The 18392-nt window shown below is 74.6% G+C and carries 10 protein-coding genes; all 10 read right to left on the reverse strand.

The features are described 5' to 3' along the window. The coding region (locus ACF09K_RS27160; protein WP_392247566.1) for an amino acid adenylation domain-containing protein at positions 1-12921 on the reverse strand (12921 nt) is incomplete at its 3' end. A 411-nt stretch (positions 12922-13332) separates the two neighbouring features. Further along, on the reverse strand, positions 13333-13545 hold the full coding sequence (locus tag ACF09K_RS27165; RefSeq protein ID WP_392247568.1) for an MbtH family protein: 213 nt from the start codon (positions 13543-13545) through the stop codon (positions 13333-13335). Between the two features lie 82 nt (positions 13546-13627). After that, entirely contained in the window at positions 13628-14248 is a 621-nt protein-coding gene (locus ACF09K_RS27170) for a 2-hydroxychromene-2-carboxylate isomerase (RefSeq protein ID WP_392247569.1), read from the reverse strand. 147 nt (positions 14249-14395) lie between these two features. Next, positions 14396-15142 carry a 3-oxoacyl-[acyl-carrier-protein] reductase gene (gene fabG, locus ACF09K_RS27175; protein WP_392247571.1) on the reverse strand — a complete coding sequence of 249 codons (747 nt, stop codon included), beginning with the start codon at positions 15140-15142 and terminating at the stop codon, positions 14396-14398. Positions 15143-15151: 9 nt separating this feature from the next. Further along, positions 15152-15631: a 3-hydroxyacyl-ACP dehydratase FabZ family protein gene (locus tag ACF09K_RS27180; protein ID WP_392247573.1), complete on the reverse strand. Its 480-nt coding sequence runs from the start codon at positions 15629-15631 to the stop codon at positions 15152-15154. After that, positions 15628-16074 carry a 3-hydroxyacyl-ACP dehydratase FabZ family protein gene (locus ACF09K_RS27185; RefSeq protein ID WP_392247575.1) on the reverse strand — a complete coding sequence of 149 codons (447 nt, stop codon included), beginning with the start codon at positions 16072-16074 and terminating at the stop codon, positions 15628-15630. The genes ACF09K_RS27180 and ACF09K_RS27185 overlap by 4 nt, the downstream gene beginning before the upstream one ends. Beyond that, the gene (locus ACF09K_RS27190; protein ID WP_392247807.1) at positions 16074-16313 is read right to left on the reverse strand and encodes an acyl carrier protein; all 240 of its coding nucleotides are present in this window, start codon (positions 16311-16313) and stop codon (positions 16074-16076) included. The genes ACF09K_RS27185 and ACF09K_RS27190 overlap by 1 nt, the downstream gene beginning before the upstream one ends. Before the next feature lie 128 nt (positions 16314-16441). Then, positions 16442-17542 carry a beta-ketoacyl synthase N-terminal-like domain-containing protein gene (locus ACF09K_RS27195; protein WP_392247576.1) on the reverse strand — a complete coding sequence of 367 codons (1101 nt, stop codon included), beginning with the start codon at positions 17540-17542 and terminating at the stop codon, positions 16442-16444. A gap of 22 nt (positions 17543-17564) precedes the next feature. Further along, positions 17565-17987, reverse strand: coding sequence for a hypothetical protein (locus ACF09K_RS27200; RefSeq protein WP_392247577.1), 423 nt, complete (start codon positions 17985-17987; stop codon positions 17565-17567). Further along, a complete protein-coding gene (locus ACF09K_RS27205) occupies positions 17984-18391 on the reverse strand; it encodes a hypothetical protein (RefSeq protein WP_392247578.1) in 408 nt (135 codons plus the stop codon). The genes ACF09K_RS27200 and ACF09K_RS27205 overlap by 4 nt, the downstream gene beginning before the upstream one ends. Between the last annotated feature and the right edge of the window lies 1 nt (position 18392).

Raw genomic sequence — 18392 nt, forward strand, 5'->3', positions numbered from 1 at the left:
CCACAGGGCGTAGTCGGCGTACTGGACGGGGAGTTCGTGCCAGGCCGGTTCCTCGCCCCGGCACCGCGCCGCATAGGCCGCCGACAGGTCACGCGTCAACGGGGCCAGGGAGGAGCCGTCGGCGGCGATGTGGTGCAGCACCAGCAGCAGCACGTGCTCCTGCTCACCGGTCCGCAGCAGCGTCGCCCGCAGCGGCAGGTCCCGTGCGAGGTCGAAGCTGCGCCGTACCCGCTCGGCCAGGAGCGCGTCCGGTCCGGGCCCGTCCGCGTCCACCTCGACGACCGTCCACTCGACCCGCGTGCCGTCCGCGTCGAGGACGCGCTGGTGCGGTACGCCGTCGACGTCGGGGAAGACGGTGCGCAGCACCTCGTGGCGGCCGACCACGTCGTGCAGGGCCGCGTCCAGCGCGGCGGCGTCCACCGGGCCGGTGAGCCGCAGCGCCAGCGGGATGTTGTAGGTCGCCCCCGGGCCCTCGAAACGGCCCAGGAACCACAGCCGCTGCTGCGCGTACGAGAGCGGGAGCTCCTCGGGCCGGTGCATGAGCCCGAGCGGCCGCCGGGTCACGGTCCCGCCGTCCAGGAGGGCGGCGAGACCGGCCGGGGTCGGAGCCTCGAAGAGGGCGCGCACCTGGAGTTCGGCGCCCAGCGCCACCCGGATGCGGCCGGTGAGACGGGTGGCGAGTAGCGAATGCCCGCCCAGTTCGAAGAAGCTGTCGTCGGGACCGACCTCCGGCACGCCGAGGGCGTCGGCGAACAGCGCGCAGAGGATCTCCTCGCGCGGGGTGCGCGGGGCGCGGCCGGCGCCGCCGACCGCCTCCTCGGGCGCGGGCAGGGCCTTGCGGTCGAGCTTGCCGTTGGGGGTGAGCGGCAGGGCGTCGAGCGTGACGAAGGCCGACGGCACCATGTGGGCGGGCAGTGCGGCGGAGAGCGCCGCACGCAGCGCACCGGCGTCCGGTGCGGGGGCGGCGGCGGGAGCGCTGTCGCGTCCGATGCCGGGGACGGTGTAGGCGACGAGGCGCTTGTCGCCGGGGCGGTCCTCGCGGACCACGACGGCCGCCTGGGCGACACCCTCGCAGGCCGTGAGCGCGGTCTCGATCTCGCCGAGCTCGATGCGGAAGCCGCGGAGCTTGACCTGGTCGTCGGCGCGGCCGAGGTACTCCAGGGCTCCGTCGGGGTTCCAGCGCACCAGGTCGCCGGTGCGGTACATGCGGCCGCCCGCGTCGCCGTAGGGGCAGGCGGTGAAGCGTTCGGCGGTCAGTGCCGGGCGGTTCAGGTAGCCGCGGGCCAGCTGCTCGCCCGCGAGGTAGAGCTCTCCCGCCACACCCGGGGCGACCGGGCGCAACGCCGCGTCCAGCACGTACACCCGCGTGTTGTCGATCGGGGCGCCGATGGGCGGTGCCGTGCCGGTGCCGGCGGTGAGGGGTTCGCTGAGGGTGGCGACGACGGTGGATTCGGTGGGTCCGTAGGCGTTGACCATGCGGCGGCCGGGGGCCCAGCGGTCCACGAGGGCGGCGTCGGTGGCGTCGCCGCCCACGACCAGGGTCCGGAAGTCCGGCAGGTCCGTCACCGGAACCGTGGCCAAGGCGGCCGGCGGGATCAGCGCGTGGGTGACGGCGCGCTCCGCGAGGACCCGGCCGAGCGCCTCGTCGGCGAGCGGGCCCGGCGGCGGAATCACCAGCGCCGCGCCCCAGGGCAGGCTCATGCACAGTTCGAGCACGGAGGCGTCGAAGCTGGGCGAGGAGAACTGCAGCACCCGGCTGTCCGGGCCGACCGCGAACCGTTCCGCCTCCACCGTGGCGAAGGCCGCGAGGCCCTGGTGGGAGACCACCACGCCCTTCGGACGGCCCGTGGAGCCGGAGGTGTAGATGACGTAGGCCGGGTGGGCCACGGTCAGCGCGGACCGCCGGTCCGCGTCCACGAGGTCCGTCGCCGGCTCGGCGCTCAGGTCCAGCCGGTCCAGGACCAGCCGGTCCGGGACGACCCGGCCGGCGGCCGCCGCGTCCGGTACGCGGTCGGCGTGCGCGTGGACGGTGAGCAGCAGGGACGGCCGGGCGTCGTCGATCATGTAGGCGATCCGGTCGGCCGGGTAGTCCGGGTCGACCGGCAGATAGGCGGCGCCCGCCTTCGTCACCGCGAGCTGCGCGACGACGATGTCCACCGAGCGCGGCAGCAGCAGGGCGACGATCTTCTCCGGGCCGACGCCGTGTCCGACGAGGTGGTGGGCGAGCCGGTTGGCCCGCTCGTTCAGCTCCGCGTACGACAGCGAGCCCTCGTCGGAGACGACCGCCGGGGCGTCCGGGGTGCGGGCGGCCCGCGCCTCGAACAGCGCCGGGAACGTCCGCGGCTCGATCGCGCGGCGTGCTCCGTTCCAGGTGCGCAGGACGCGCTCCCGCTCGGCCTCGGTGGTGTGCTCCAGCCGGCCGACCGGGAGGTCCGGTTCGGCGGTGACCCGGGCCAGCAGGTCCGCCAGCCGGTCGGCCATGGCCTCGGCCCGGTCCGCCGGCAGCAGCTCCGGCCGGTGGTTGAGGCGGAACTCCAGCCGGTCACCCGGCAGGACGACGAACGTCACCGGGTAGTGGGTGGCGTCGCGGCCGTCGATGTGGGTGACGTCCAGCGCCCCGGGGGCCCGCAGCCGCTCCGGGTCCAGGGGGTAGTTCTCCAGCACCGCCAGCGTGTCGAAGAGTTCGCCGTGACCGGAGAGGCGCTGGATCTCGGACAGGCCGAGGTACTGGTGGTCCATCAGCTCCAGCTGCTCCGCCTGCAGACGGGTGAGCAGCTCCGCGACGGTCTCGTCGTGACGCAGCCGGACCCGGACGGGCAGGGTGTTGATGAACAGACCGGCCATCGACTCGATGCCGGGGACCTCCGGGGGACGACCGGAGACCGTGGCGCCGAACACCACGTCCTGCCGGCCGGTGAGCCCGGCGAGCGTCAGCGCCCACACGCCCTGGACCAGGGTGTTGAGGGTGAAGCCGTGCCCGCGGGCGAAGGCCGCCAGCGCGGCCGTCGACTCCTCGGAGAGCCGCCGGGAGACCCGGCCGGGCGTCACGGTGGCGTCGGCGGACCCGGGCGCCAGCAGGGTGGGACCCTCCAGGCCGTCCAGCGCGGTGTGCCAGGCGCGGGTCGCCGGCCCGTCGTCCAGTCCGGCCCGCCACGCCAGGTAGTCGGAGAAGGCCGGGGCCGGGGGCAGCGCCGAGGCGTCCCCGCGGGTCTCGTAGAGCGCGAACAGCTCCTCGAGCAGGATCGGCATGGACCAGCCGTCGAGCAGGATGTGGTGGTTGGTGAGGAGGAGCCGGTGGCGCTCGGCGCCGAGCCGGACGAGGGTGAAGCGGACCAGCGGCGCGGTGGTCACGTCGAACCGTGCGGTCCGGTCCGCCTCCATCACCCGGCTCAGCTCGCCGGCGCGCCGCGCCTCGTCGAGGTGGCCGAGGTCGACGTCGTTCCAGGGCAGTTCCACCGAGTCCGGCACGAGCTGCACGGCGTGCGGCAGCCCGTCCTCGCGGAAGCAGACCCGCAGGTTCGGGTGCCGGACCAGGAGCCCGGCGGCCGCGGAGCGCAGCGCCGCGACGTCCAGGGGACCGGCGAGGTCCAGGTGGAGCTGGACGTTGTACACGTCCGGGGACCGGTCGTCCAGCAGGCTGTGGAAGAGCAGGCCCTCCTGGAGCGGGGCCAGCGGCAGGACGTCCACGAGGCCGGGCCGGCCGGCCTCCAGCAGGTCGATGTGGTGCTGTTCCAGGGAGACGAGCGGCAGGTCGGAGGGGGTGAGGCCACCGGCCGGTCCGGCCGGGCCCGCCGGGGCGGCGAGGAGCCGCAGCTTCTCGAACCACAGCTCGGCCAGCTCGCGGACCGCGGCCTCCTCCAGGACCTCGCCGGCCCAGGTCCAGGTGGCCACCAGGCGCGGCCCCTCGGGGCCGTCCTGGGAGACGGCGTTGATCTCCAGGGCGTGGGGCATGGCCATGTCGTCGTCGGCGCCGCCGCCGATCACCCCGGCGTCGCCCGCCGGGGCCCAGTCCCCGTCGCCCAGGGCGCCGAAGCGGCCCAGGTAGTTGAAGCCGATCTGCGGAGCCGCCAGGCCGTGCAGCAGCATCGCCGTCTGCGGGTTGAGGTGGCTCAGCAGCCCGTGACCGACACCGCTGCCGGGGACGGCCAGCAGCCGCTCCTTGACCCGCTTGACGGTCTCCGCGGGGTCCTGCCGGCCGTCCGCCTCCAGGCGCACGGGATGCAGACCGGTGAACCAGCCGACGGTGCGGGAGAGGTCCGCGCCGGTCAGCGACTCGTCGCGGCCGTGGCCCTCCAGGTCGATCAGGACTCCCGCGGCCGTGTCGTGGCCGCGGCGGCGGCGCCACTCGGTGACGGCGAGGGTGAGACCGGCCAGCAGGACCTCGCCGACACCGGTGCGGAAGTCGGCGGGCACGCTGGTGAGCAGCGGCGCCGTGGCCTGCGGGGGGAGGGTCAGCGAGAGGCTGCGGGCGGTGGCGACGGTGTCCCGGCGGGCGTCGAGCGGCCGGTCGCCGAGCGGCGCGTCGGGTACGGCGAGCATGTCGGTCCAGAACCCGAGCTCGTCGAGCCGCTCCGGTTCCTGGGCGAGGGCGGTGAGCTGCTCGGCCCAGCGGCGGTAGGAGGTGCCGACGGCCGGGAGACGCGGGGCGCGCCGCGCGCGGACGGCGTCCCAGGCGGCCGACAGGTCGGGCAGCAGGATCCGCCAGGACACCCCGTCGACGGCCAGGTGGTGCACGGTCAGCAGCAGCCGGCCCGCCGTGTCCGGACCGGCGTCGAACCAGACGGCCCGGACCACGGCGCCGTCCTCGGGCGCCAGCGCGGCGCGGCTGCGCGCCGCGTGCTCGGCGACGAGCTTCCGGAACACCTCGCCCGCCGTGCCGTCGTCGTCGGCACCGCTCGTACCGTCCGCACCGTCCGCGGGGACGCGGGAGAGCACGGACGCGGCCGTGACGCTGCCGCGGTCGCCCACGGCCAGCGCCCAGAGCGGTCCGCGGCGGGTCAGCCGCACCCGCAGCATGTCGTGCCGGTCCAGCACGGCCTGGAGGGCGGCGGCGAGGTCCTGCTCCGTCGCGCCCGCCGGGGTCCGCACCAGGACGGACTGGCTGAAGGCGTCGGTGCCGCCGGGCCTGGTGCGCAGCCAGTGCATGATCGGGGTGAGCGGCAGCGGGCCGATGCCGTCGTCCGCGTTCTCCGGGGCGTCCTCCTCCGGGGCGTCGCCCCCGGTGGCACGGGCGACGACCGCCAGGGCGGCGGCGGTGCGGTGGACGAAGACCTCGCGCGGCGTGATGACGAGGCCGCGGGCCCGGGCCCGGGAGACGAGCTGGATGGAGACGATGGAGTCGCCGCCCAGGTCGAAGAAGCTCTTCTCGGCTCCCACCGCGGGCAGGCCGAGCACCTGGGCGAACAGCTCGCACAGGATCCGCTCCCGCTCCGTGGCGGCGGCGCGGCCGGTGTCGGCGGCCGTCCCGGGGACGGGCAGCGCCGCACGGTCCAGCTTGCCGTTCGGGGTCAGCGGCAGCGCGTCCAGCACGACGACGGCGGAGGGCACCATGTGGTCGGGGAGCTCGTGGGCGACCGCGGAGCGCAGCTCCGCGGGGTCGGCCGCCGCACCCTCGGCCGGCACCGCGTAGCCCACCAGCCTGCGGGGGCCGCCGGGCTCCTCGCGCACCACGACGACGGCCTGGGCGACCTGCGGCAGGGCGGTGAGCACGGACTCGATCTCGCCCAGCTCGATCCGGAAACCGCGCACCTTCACCTGGTGGTCGACCCGGCCGAGGAACTCGAGCTGGTCGTCGTGGTTCCAGCGCACGACGTCGCCCGAGCGGTACATCCGGGTGCCCGGCGCGCCGAACGGGTCGGCCACGAAGCGGTCGGCCGTCAGGTCCGGGCGGCCCAGGTACCCGCGGGCCAGACCGGCCCCGGCGATGTACAGCTCGCCCGCGACGCCGGACGGCACCGGACGCAGGTGGGAGTCCAGGACGTACACCCGGGCGTTGACGACGGGACCGCCGATGGGCGGCAGTCCGCCGCCGGCGAGGGGGGCGCTCATCGTCGCGCAGACCGTGGCCTCGGTCGGGCCGTAGGCGTTGACCATCCGGCGGCCGGCCGACCAGCGTTCGACGGTCTCGCCGGCGGTGGCCTCGCCCGCGACGACCAGCGTCGAGACCGAGGAGAGGTCGCCGGGGGAGGCGGCCCCGAGGACCACCGGCGGCAGCGTCGCGTGGGTGACCCGGTGCCGGGCGGTGAACTCCGCCAGGGCCGGGCCGGGGGTGAGTTCCTCCGCGGTGCCCACGACCAGGGCGGCCCCGGACAGCAGCGCCATCGTCAGCTCCCAGAACGCGGCGTCGAACGACGGCGAGGCGAACTGCAGCACCCGGCAGCCCCGTCCGACCTCGAAGCGCTCGACGTGGGCGGCGACCAGGCTCGACACGCCGGAGTGGGAGACCACCACGCCCTTCGGGCGGCCGGTGGAACCGGAGGTGTAGATCACGTACGCGGGGCTCGCGACGTCCGCCGGGACGACGGGCGCGACGGGACCGGCGAGGTCGTCCGCGCGGTCCACGAGGAGCCGCGGCACGTCACCGGGGACCGCGTCCGCCACCGCCGACGTGGTCACGACCAGCGTGGGCCGGGAGTCCTCCAGCATGTAGGCGACGCGGTCGGCCGGATAGGCGAGGTCGACCGGCAGGTAGGCGGCGCCCGCCTTGAGGACGGCGAGCACGCACACGACGAGCTCCGCCGAGCGCGGCACCGCGACGGCCACGATCTGCTCGGGGCCGACGCCGCGTCCGGCCAGCACGGCCGCGAGCCGGTCGGTGCGTTCGTCCAGCTCCCCGTACGTCATCACCCGGTCGCCGAAGCGCACGGCCGGGGCGTCGGGGGCGGCGGCGACCTGCTCGGCGAACAGCTGCGGGAAGGTGGCGTACGGGACGTCGCGCGCGGTGGCGTTGACACCGCGGACCAGGTGCTCGTACTCGGCCGCGGGCAGGACGTCGATCCGGCCCACCGGCTCCAGCGGACGGTCCGCCCAGAACTCCAGGACCGCCTGGAAGCGGCCCGCCAGGTGCCGGACGGCGTCGGCGTCGAACAGGTCGGGCCGGTAGTTGATCCGCAGGTGCAGCCGCTCGCCGGGCATCACGGCGAGGCTCAGCGGGTAGTGCGTGGCGTCCCGGCCGTCGATGCCGGTGACGGCGAGGCCGGGCACCCGCAGCAGTGCCGGGTCCAGCGGGTAGTTCTCCAGCACGGTGATGGTGTCGAAGAGCTCGCCGATCCCCACGATCCGCTGGACGTCGGCGAGACCGAGGTGCTGGTGCTCCATCAGCCGGGTCTGCTCGTCCTGCAGCCGGGTCAGGAACGCCACGGCGCTCTCCCCGGGCACGATCCGCACCCGCACCGGCAGGGTGTTGATGAACAGGCCGACCATCGACTCCACACCGGGGACCTGCGGCGGCCGGCCGGAGACCGTGCCGCCGAAGACGACGTCGTCGCGCCCGGTCAGCCGGCTCAGCACCACGGACCAGGCGCCCTGGAGCAGGGTGTTGAGGGTCAGGCCGTGCTCGCGCGAGGTCTCCAGGAGCCGGGCGGTCAGCTCGGCGGGCAGGTCGGTCAGCAACTGGTCGGGCATGACCGGCCGGCGGTCGGGGACCGCGGGGGCGAGGAGGGTGGGCTCCTCGAGCCCCCGGAGCGCTTCGCGCCACACGCTCGCCGTGGCGGACGCGTCCTGCCCGGTCAGCCAGCCGAGGTAGTCCCGGTAGGGCGGGGTGCGGTCCGGGGTGCGGCCCGCGTAGAGGTCGAGGAGCTCCCGGACGAACAGCGGCATGGACCAGCCGTCGAGCAGGACGTGGTGGTGGGTGAAGACCAGCCGGTGCCGGTCGTCGGCGAGCGTGACCAGCAGGAAGCGCATCAGCGGAGGGGCCGCCAGGTCGAAGCGGCCGGCGCGGTCCTCCTGCAGCATCCGGTCCAGGACGGTCTGCCGCTCGGTCGCGTCCAGGTGCCGCAGGTCCCGCTCCGCCCAGGGCAGTTCCACCGACTCGGGGATCACCTGGACGGCGTGGTCCAGCCCGTCCAGCCGGAAGGCCGCGCGCAGACCGGGGTGGCGGCGCAGCATCTCCTCGGCCGCGCCCCGCAGGGCCGCGGCGTCCAGCCGGCCCTCCAGGTCGTAGAGGAACTGGACGGTGTAGACGTCCGGACCGCCCTCGTCGAACAGGGTGTGGAAGAGCAGCCCCTGCTGGAGCGGCGTCACCGGGAGGATGTCCGCGGTCGCCGGGTGCGCGGCCTCGATGCCGAGGATCTGCTCCTGGGTGAGCCGCACCAGCGGCACGTCGGAGGGGGTGAAACCGCCCGCGCCGGGGTGCGAGGAAGCATCCACGAGCTCCCGCAGCGCCTGGAACCACAGGTCGGCCAGGGCGCCCACCTCGGCCTCGGCGAGCAGGCCGCCGGCCCAGTTCCACACGGCTGTGAGCACCGGCCCCTGGGCGGTCTCCTGGGTGTACGCGTTGAGGTCGACGGTGTGGGCCACCGACATCGACGGGTCGTCGGCGCCGGTCAGCGCGCGCTCCCCGGCCACCGGGCTCCAGTCGCCGCCCGTCGCGTTCCCGACGCGGCCGAGGTAGTTGAAGCCGATCTGCGGGGTCGGCAGGCCGGCGAGCGCGGCCCCCGCCACCGGGTGCAGATGACGCAGCAGGCCGAAGCCGATGCCGTTGTCCGGCACCGCCCGCAGCTGCTCCTTGACGCGCCGCAGCGCGTCCCCGGCGTCCTCGCCGCCGGCGTTCAGCCGGACCGGGAACAGGCTGGTGAACCAGCCCACCGTCCGCGACACGTCCACGCCGTCGAGCACGTCCTCCCGGCCGTGCCCCTCCACGTCCAGGAGCACCTCGGCGGTGTCCACGCCGCGCGCCCGGCGCCACCTGGGCAGCGCCAGCGCGAGCCCCGTCAGCAGCACCTCGTGCGCACGGGCGCGGAACACCCGCGCCACCTCGCCCAGCAGCGCCGACGTCTCCGCGGCCGGCAGCGACACCGTCAGCGAGCGGACCGTCGCCGCCGTGTCCCGCGCCGGGTCCACGGCGCGGCCGCCCAGCAGCGGGTCCGGCCCGGAGGCGAGGTGCTGCCACAGCTCGGCCTCGGCCACCCGCTCGGGGCGGTGGGCCAGCTGCCGCAGCTCGCGGGCCCAGGTCCGGAACGAGGTGCCGTACGGGGGGAGGACGGGGGCGTGTCCGGCGGCGGCGGCCTGCCACGCCTCCGCGAGGTCGGACAGCAGGATGTGCCAGGAGACGCCGTCGACCACGAGGTGGTGGGCGACCAGCAGCAGCCGGCCGGGCGCCTGGTCCCCGGCGTCGAACCACACCGCCCGCAGCATCACGCCGTCGTACGGGGCGAGTTCGGCGACGGCCGTGCCGGCCTCCTCGTCGAGCAGCTCCGGCGAGGGACCGGCGGCCGGGTCGGGGACGCCGACGCGCCGCAGGGCCTCCCGGGCCCCGACCGGGCCCGCCGGGGCCACCTCGAGGGTCCAGCCGCCGTCGCCGGTGGCCACGGCACGCGTCCGCAGGGCGTCGTGGCGCTCCAGCAGCGCCCCCAGGGCCGCGGTGAGGTGCTCCTGCCGCAGACCGGCGGGGACCTGGACGAGGGTGGACTGGTGGTAGCGGTCCATGCTGCCGCCGCGGCCGGCGAGCCAGCGGACGACCGGGGTGGCGTCGAGCGGACCGACGGGCTCGTCCCGTACCGGTCCGGCGGCCGCCGGACCGGTCGCCGCGACGGCCGCGACCGCCGCCAGGGCGGCCGGGGTGCGGTGCGTGAAGACGTCGCGGGTGGTCAGCCGCAGTCCGGCACGGCGGGCGAGGGCGATCATCCGGAGGGAGACGATCGAGTCGCCGCCCAGGTCGAAGAAGTTGTCGTCCGGGCCGACGGCGGGGACCCCCAGCGCCTCGGCGAAGACGGCGCAGAGCGTCTCCTCCGCCGGGGTGGCCGGAGCACGGCCGGCGGTGGGGGCGGCCGCCACGGGGGCGGGCAGCGCCTTGCGGTCGAGCTTGCCGTTGGCGGTCAGCGGCAGGGCGTCGAGCGTGACGAACGCCGACGGCACCATGTAGTCGGGCAGCAGCGCGGCCAGGTGGTCCCGGAGCGCGGCCTGGTCGCCGTCCCGGCCGTCGGCCGGGACGGCGTAGCCCACCAGCCTGCGGTCGCCGGGCCGGTCCTCGCGCACGACGACGGCCGCCCGGGCGACGTCCCGGTGGGACTCGAGGCAGGCCTCGATCTCGCCGAGTTCGATGCGGAAGCCGCGGATCTTGACCTGGTGGTCGGCGCGGCCGAGGTACTCCAGCTCACCGTCGTGGTCCCAGCGCGCCAGGTCGCCGGTGCGGTACATGCGGGTCCCGGGCGGGCCGTAGGGGTCGGCGACGAAGCGCTCGGCGGTCAGGGCGTGCCGGCCGAGGTAGCCGTCGGCCAGGCCCGCGCCCGCCACGTACATCTCACCGGTGACACCCGGCGCGGCGGGCCGCAGGGCGGAGTCCAGCACCCGCACCCCGAGGTCGGGGATGCCCCGGCCGATGAGGCTGCCCGCGGCGGACTTGGCGGTCAGCCGGTCCAGGGCGCGGTGGGTGACGTGGACGGTGGTCTCGGTGATGCCGTACATGTTGACCAGGCGGGGGGCGGTGTCGGGGTGGCGGTCGTACCACTCGTCCAGCCGCCACAGGTCGAGCGCCTCGCCGCCGAAGACGACGTAGCGCAGGGACAACCGCGCGCCCAGGTCCGGGTGTTCGCCCTCGACCCGCATCAGCTGGTAGAAGGCGGACGGCGTCTGGTTGAGGACCGTCACCTTCTCGGCGGCCAGCAGGGCCAGGAAGTCCTCCGGGGAGCGGGACACCTCGAAGGGCACGACCACGAGGCGCCCGCCGTGCAGCAGCGGCCCCCAGATCTCCCACACGGAGAAGTCGAAGGCGTAGCTGTGGAAGAGGGTCCACACGTCGTCGGGTCCGAAGCCGAACCAGTGGTCGGTCGCGGTGAAGAGGCGCACGACGTTGCGGTGGGGGACGACGACGCCCTTGGGGCGGCCGGTGGAGCCGGAGGTGTAGATGACGTAGGCGGCGGAGCCGGCGTGGAGCGGGCCGCCGCGCTCGGCGTCGGTGAGGTCGCCGCCGGGCAGGGCGGCCAGGTCCGACAGGGTGCGGGGGGCGTCGAGGAGGAGGACGCCGGCGCCGGCGGTGCCGACGCCCGCGAGGTCCGTGCCGGTGGTGGTGACGACGAGGGCGGGGGAGGAGTCGGCGACCATGTGCGCCAGGCGGTCGGTGGGGTAGTCCGGGTCCATGGGCACGTAGGCGGCGCCGGACTTGACGACGGCCAGCAGGGCGGTGACGAGTTCGACGGACCGGGGCAGGGCGAGCCCGACGAACCGGCCGGGTCCGGCGCCGTCCGCGACCAGCCGGCGGGCCAGCCGGTTCGCCGAGGCGTTCAGCTCGCGGTAGGAGACCGTCCGGTCGCCGCACACCACGGCGGTGGCGTCCGGTGTGTCCGCGGCGCGCGCCTCGAACAGCTCCGCCAGCGACGGCCCGTCCGTGCCGGCCCCGTCCGCCACCGCACCCGCACCGGCACCGGCACCGGCGGTCAGGACGGCGTCGCGCTCCGCCGGGGTGGCCACGTCGAGGGCGCCGAGGGGCCGGTCGGCCGGGGTCTCGGCCAGTCCGGCCAGGAACCCGGTGAAGCGCTCCAGGTGGGAGGCGAGTTCGCGCGCGGTGTAGAGCTCCGGGTTCGCGTCGAAGTCGATCTGCAGGCCCTGGCCGTCGGTGCGGTCGTAGACGATGACCGACAGGTCGTCGGCGGGGCCGATGCAGAGGTTGTGGACCGTCGCCCGGTGCCCGCCGAAGGTGAGGGCGTAGTCGAACATCATGATGTTGACCTGGGGGCCGGTCAGGCGCTCGGCGCCGCCCAGCAGGTGGAGATCGCGGCGCAGGTCCTCGTAGCGGTAGCGCTGGTGCCTCATCACGCCGCGCATCTCGCGGGAGACCCGCTCCAGCAGCCGGGGGAGCGTGTCGGCCGCGCTCACCTCGACCCGCAGCGGCAGGACGTTGGAGACCATGCCGGGCAGGCCGCGGGCGGCCCCGCCCAGCCGGGTGGTGACGGGGAGGCCGAGCACGACCTCCGGCGCACCGGTGAGCCGGTGCAGGTAGACGGAGACGGCGGCGGTCATCATGCAGGGCCACGGCACTCCCGCGTCGCGGGCCGCGTCCCGGAGCCGCCCGGTCGCCCCGGCGTCCAGGTACGCGGTGCGGCGCAGCAGGCCGCGGGCGGCCGTGGGCTCCTTGGGGGAGAGGCTGACGGGCTCGGGCCGGCCGGCCAGTCTCTCCGCCCACCAGGCGCGGTCGGCGTCGAAGGTGTCCGAGGCGCGGTAGGCGGCGTCCAGGGCCACGAGGTCGTCCAGGGAACCGAAGGGGTTCTCGCTCGTCGCGCCGTCCAGCAGGGCGGTGTAGACCTCGGCGACGCGCCGGGCGACGAGTGCCACGGTGAACCCGTCGACGAGCAGGTGGTGGTAGCGGTGCAGCCAGAACCAGCGGTCGTCCGCGGCCCGGAAGAGGACGAAGAGGAACAGCGGCCCGGTCGAGGGGTCCTGGGGCCGAGCCAGGTCCGCGCGCATCCACGCCTCGGCGGCCTCCCGCGGGTCGGCCTCGCCGCTCACGTCGACGACCCGCAGCCGCCACTCGGGATCCGGGTCGACGTACTGGCGGGGTCCGTCGGCGGTCTCGGCGAAGGTGACGCGCAGGTTCTCCGCCTCGGCCACAACCTGCCGCAGGGCGGCCTCGAATACCGCGACATCCACGGAGCCGTGAATTTCCAGGTATTCACCGGCGTTGTAGATCGGATTCGACGCGTCGAGTTGCTGGGCGAACCAGATTCCCGACTGCGCGGACGTAAGCGGTACTCCGTCACCAGCGAGCATGATTCTCTTCCACCTCTAGCGGATCGCCTGGGCAGGGATTGCGCAGTGTGTGTGCGGCAGGTATCCCGGCGGTTGAATTCCGCGACCGGACATGGCCGATGTTGGTCAATTCCGAGCACTGTGGCATCGGCTCCGGAAGACGGACAATGGCGGCTGCATCAAGCTGCCACCGGAAAGCCCTTTGCCGCACGGCGGTGACGGGCTGAGCGGGTGTCCCGCACGGGCTGAGCGGGTGTCCCGGACAGCGGAGCCGGTGTCCCGCACGGGCCGAGCGGGTGTCCCCGGGAAGGGGAGCGGGTGTCCCCGGACAGGGGAGGGGGCCCGGTGGGCTTCGCACCAGCCCACCGGGCCCCCTGCGCGGGGGCGCGTCCGGCCGGGGATACCGGCCGCGCCCCCCTTGCGATGCCCTCGTCAGGCGTCCATGGCCATCGCAAGGCTCTTGGGCCGCATGTCGGTCCAGTTCTCGGTGATGTGGTCGAGGCACGCCTGCCGGCCGTCCTCGCCGAACACCACGGTCCAGCCGGCGGGCACTTCGGCGAACGCGGGCCACAGCGAGTGCTGGTTCTCCTCGTTGACCAGGACGTAGTAGCTCGCGTTGTCGTCTTCGAACGGGTTGGTCGCCATGTCGGGCTCCTTCGGTGCCGAGGGTGGGCGGATCGGGGGTGTGAGCGGGGACGGGGGACGGGGACGGGGCCGCGCGGCCGGTTCAGGCGGTGCGGGAGCGGACCGAGGCGACGAAGCCGGGCAGCCGGTCCACGCCCCAGAACTTCTCGTAGCCGTCGATGAAGAACGGGACCCCGAAGACGCCGTCGCGCGAGAGCGAGTTGAGGGCTCCGAGACCGTGCTCGCGGACGGCGGGATCCCGGTGCGCGGTGGACAGGCGCACCGGGTCCAGACCGAGCCGCTCGGCGACGTGTGCGATGACGGCCGGGTCGGAGATGTCCTGGCCCTCCTCCCACCGGGCGCGGTAGACCGCCTCGATGAACTCCGGTCCGTGGCCGAGTTCCTCGGCCACCAGGTACGCCAGGTGCGACACCTCCCACCGGGGGCGGCGGTCGACCGGCCACACCATCTCCAGGCCGCGGTCGCGGGCGAGCCGCCGCACGTCCTGGAGGATGTACAGGTGCTTCTCCCGCGACATCGCCACGTACGGGAGACTGATGCCGGCCTGTTCCAGGTGGCGGCCGGCCTCTTCGTCCGGCTCCCAGAAGGGCAGCCAGTCGATGCGTTCCGCGACGTCCCGGTGGTGGGCCATCAGGTCCCGGTACGCCATCCACGAATAGGGGCTGCGGAACGAGAAGTACCAGCGCGGCCTCCGTCGTGCCATCACCGTCTCCAAACTTGCCGAGTGCTGCCGCCGGTCACGGACCGGCAGGGGGACGGACGGCCGGGTCCTCCGGGCCGTCCGGTGATCAGGTGCTGCGGGAGTGCAGGGGGGTGCAGGGGGTGCAGGGGGTGCAGGGGGTACGGGGGGTCAGATGGTGATGCCGCCGTCGATCTGCAGGACGGAACCGGTGACGTACGCGGCCCGGTCCGACACCAGGTACGCGACGAGGTCGCCCACCTCCTCGGCACGGCCCATGCGGCGCAGCGGGATCGTGCGGGTGATGTCCTTGCGCGCCTTGTCGTTCATCGCGGCGACCATGTCGGTGTCGATGAAGCCGGGGGCGACGGCGTTGACGCGGATCCCGGAGCGGCCGACCTCCTTGGCCAGCGACCGGGAGAAGCCGATGATGCCGGCCTTCGAGGCGGAGTAGTTGCTCTGGCTGGCGTGGCCGTACACCCCGGCCACCGAGGAGATGTTGACGATCGCGCCGGTGCGGCGCTTCATCATGGAGAAGACGACCGCGCGGCACAGGTGGTAGACGCCGTCGAGGTTGGTGCCCACGACCTGGTGCCACTGGTCGTCGTCCATCAGCACCAGCGGGTTGTCGCGGGTGATGCCGGCGGCGGTGACCGCCGCGTCGACGGGACCGAGCGTGGCCTCGGCCTCCTCGACGAAGGCGCGCACGGCCGGGCCGTCGGCGACGTCCGTCCGCCGCGACATGACCCGGACGCCGGCCTCCGCGGCCTCCTTCTCCACCCGTCGGGCCGCCTCGTCGTCGGCGCGGTAGCAGAAGGCGACGTCGAAGCCGTCGCGGGCGAGGGCCAGTACGCACGCCCGTCCGATCCCACGTGAACCACCGGTGACGAGCGCCACCCGGGAAGTGTTGTCCTGCATGATCTTCGCTCAGCTCGCTTCGGGTCTCAGGACGTCCGCCGGACGGAAGGCCATGACGATCCGGCCGACGGTCATCACCGTCTCGCCGTCCACCAGGCTCTCGCCCTCGAACATCACGGTGTCGTCCACCCGGCGTCCGGCGAGCACACGGTGCTCCATGACGTCGCCGGGCAGGACGGTGCGGTGGAACTCGACCCCGGTCATGCCGCCGAACAGCATGACCTGCCCGGTCAGCACGTCGGGGTTGGGCGCGTCCCAGGTGGCCAGCAGGCCCGCGGACTGGCACCAGGACTCCACCATCAGCGATCTCGGATAGCCGAAACCCTCCTCGGGGGTGTCCGGGCCCAGGTCCGCGTACCAGGGCTCGTTGCAGGTGACCGCCTTGAGGGCGGTCAGCGAGCGGCCGGGCTCCACCCGGGTGACCCGGTCCACCAGCAGCATGGGGTAGCGGTGCGGCAGCCTGCCGCGGATCTCCGTCTGCCCGTTCACGCCGGCGCTCCTTCCGTCGTACGGCGGTAGCGCAGGCGCACCGACGCGGCGTCGCCCCGGCCGGAGCGGACCTTCGCCCGGCACTGCCACGCCCCGCCGTCCACCGGCTTCCAGTCGATGACCGCGGTCAGCTCGTCGCCCGGGTACACGGGCCCGGTGAACCGGGTGCTCTCCACGGCCACCAGCTCGGGCCCGGGCTCCCCGGCGGGTGCCGTGGCGAGGACGCTCAGGTGCACGTACTCGACGAGGCACACGCCGGGGAAGATCGGGAAGCCCGGGTAGTGGCCCGGGAGCACCGTCTCGTCGGCGGACACGGTGAACCGGGTGGAGGTGCGCCCGTCCTCGTCCGAGGGCAGGACCCCGACGCTCCCCGAGAGCGCTCCGGCGGACCGGGGCGCGCCGGGCACCGGGGTGCCCGGACGCGGCTCGGCGAGGACGTCCATCAGGCGGCCCGCAGCTTTCCGGTCAGCAGGTCGTAGGCGCTCTGCAGGGTGACGATCCGCCGCAGCTCGGACTCCGGCAGCTTGATGCCGTACTTCTTCTCCAGGACGACCACGATCTCCAGGGCCAGGAGGGAGTCGACCTCCAGGTCGTCGACGAACCTGACGTCGTCGGTGATCTCGGCGGCGTCGACGTCCAGCACCTGCGCGATGACCGAGCGCAGTTCTTCCTTGTCCAGCACGGTGTCCAGCACGGTGGTACCTCTCTCGGCGTTTCGTTCGGCGTTTCGTTCTTCGGTTCCGCGGGCGTTTCGCCCTTCGCTTCCGCCGGCGGTTCCCTCGGCGGTTCCCCGGGCGGGGCGGACGGCGGTCAGCGCAGCCGGAGCAGGGCGCAGCCGACGGTCCCGGTCCGGTCGACGGAGGTGACGAGGCCGACCTTCCCGGCCACGGCGCGGTCGTCCTCCGCGTGGGCCAGCAGGGCGGCGGTCTGGAAGGCGGCGGAGGCGGCGCCGGTGTCGCCGATCAGCGCGACCTGGGTGAGGTCGGCCGCGTCCACGCCGGCCAGCAGCTCGCCGACGACCGCGGTCTCGGCGTCGCCCTCCGCCCCGGGCGCGCCGGAGCGGGCGAAGACGGCGATCTCCGCGAGGTCGACGCCGGACCGGCGCAGGGCGCCGCGCAGGCAGGCCGTGAGGCTGCCGGCCACGTCGTCGCGGAGCACGACGCCCAGTTCGACGGCCAGGATCTCGGCCAGCACCGGCTGCCCGGCGTCCTCGCCGGCCGCGGGTTCGACGAGGAGCACGGCACAGCCCTCGCCGAGCGGCGCGCCCGGCGCACCGTCACCCGAGTGGTGCTCGAGCCAGGCGCGGGCGGTGGAGTACTCCTCGGCCGCGCCGCACAGCACGGTCTGGGCGCGGCCCGCGGCCAGCAGCCGGCGGGAGTAGTTCAGGGCGTGCAGCCCCGCCGCCCGGCCGCCCGCGATCGTCGTGTTGGGGCCTTTCAGCTGGTACCAGATGGCGCTCTGGCCGGCCGCGCAGTTCATCACGGTGTTGGGGAAGCGCGCCGGGTCGACGAAGAACGGCTGCTCACCGGTGAGGGAGTCCCGCGTGAAGTCCATCATGCTCTGGGCGCTGCCGGTGGTGGTGCCCAGGGCCAGTGCGGCGCCCTCGCCGGTGCCGACGGCCCGGCTGCGTTCGGTGTCGTCGAGCAGCGCCCCGACGGCGGTGACGGCCAGTCCGGTGACCCGGTCCATGGACCGGGTGCCCTTCTTGCCGAGCACCGCGCGGACCTCGAAGTCCGGGACCACGCAGGCGTCGTCCCGGGGCCCGGCGGGCCCGGAGCCGGGGAGCACGGAGACGGTGGGGCGCCGCTCGCGCACCCCCTCGGCGAACGCGGTCCGGCCGATGCCGAACGGCGACACCGCGGACCACGCGGTGATGACAGGGCGCCCGGCGCCCGTTGCGGTGGTGGTCATGTCCGCCACGCTTCCCTTCGGTTCACAGGTAACAGACCATTCGGTACTCGGGCCAGCGCAGGGCCATGCTCCCGTCGGGGACCGGCAGCACCCCGTCCAGCAGCCGGTCCGCGGACAGACCGTGGGCCGCCAGGCCGGACTCCTCGGCGTGGACCCGGACCCCGGCGTCCATGAGGGTGCGCAGGTCCCGCCGGGGGTCGGTGAGGGTGTCCACGGTGCGGCTGCCGATCCGCAGCGCGGGGACCGGTTCGGCCCGCACGCCGTAGGTGACGGCCCGTCCGCGCAGCAGCACGTCGAGCCCGCCGAGCTGACGGTTCAGCTCCACCGCCAGGTACAGGGCGTCGAAGAACTGCTTCTCCAGGGCCCCGCGGTAGCCCTTCTCCACGACGGCCAGGGTGCGCCGCGTCGCGGCGGTCCCCTCCCCGGTCCGCCCGCCGGCCGTCACAGGACCCCCACCTGGAGGGTGCGGCCGGCCGCGGCCACGTTGGCGCCGTAGCCGGACGGGGGCCGCATGACGACCTGCGGCATGTGGTCCACCGCGCCCCGGTCGTCGCTGCAGAACCGGCAGCCGTACCAGTACAGCCGGCCCGGGAACGTCTCCAGCATGTCCTTCACCAGGGCGGCCGTGGACGGGTACACGCCGTTCCAGTCCGCCAGGTTGCGTGGTTTGTCCTCGCCCAGCGGGTTCTGGGTGAGGAGGGTGGCGTAGCCGCACGCCCACACCTGCACGGCGCGGTCCTGTTCCAGCAGTGCCTGGACCAGGCGCAACGCGGTGGTGAGACGCTCGGACTCGTGCGGCGAGCCCATGAGGGTGATCAGTACGTCGGTGGGGGGGATGCCGCGCGCCATG

Origin of the sequence: Streptomyces sp. NPDC014882, from assembly GCF_043081325.1 — a bacterium.
Lineage (GTDB): Bacteria > Actinomycetota > Actinomycetes > Streptomycetales > Streptomycetaceae > Streptomyces.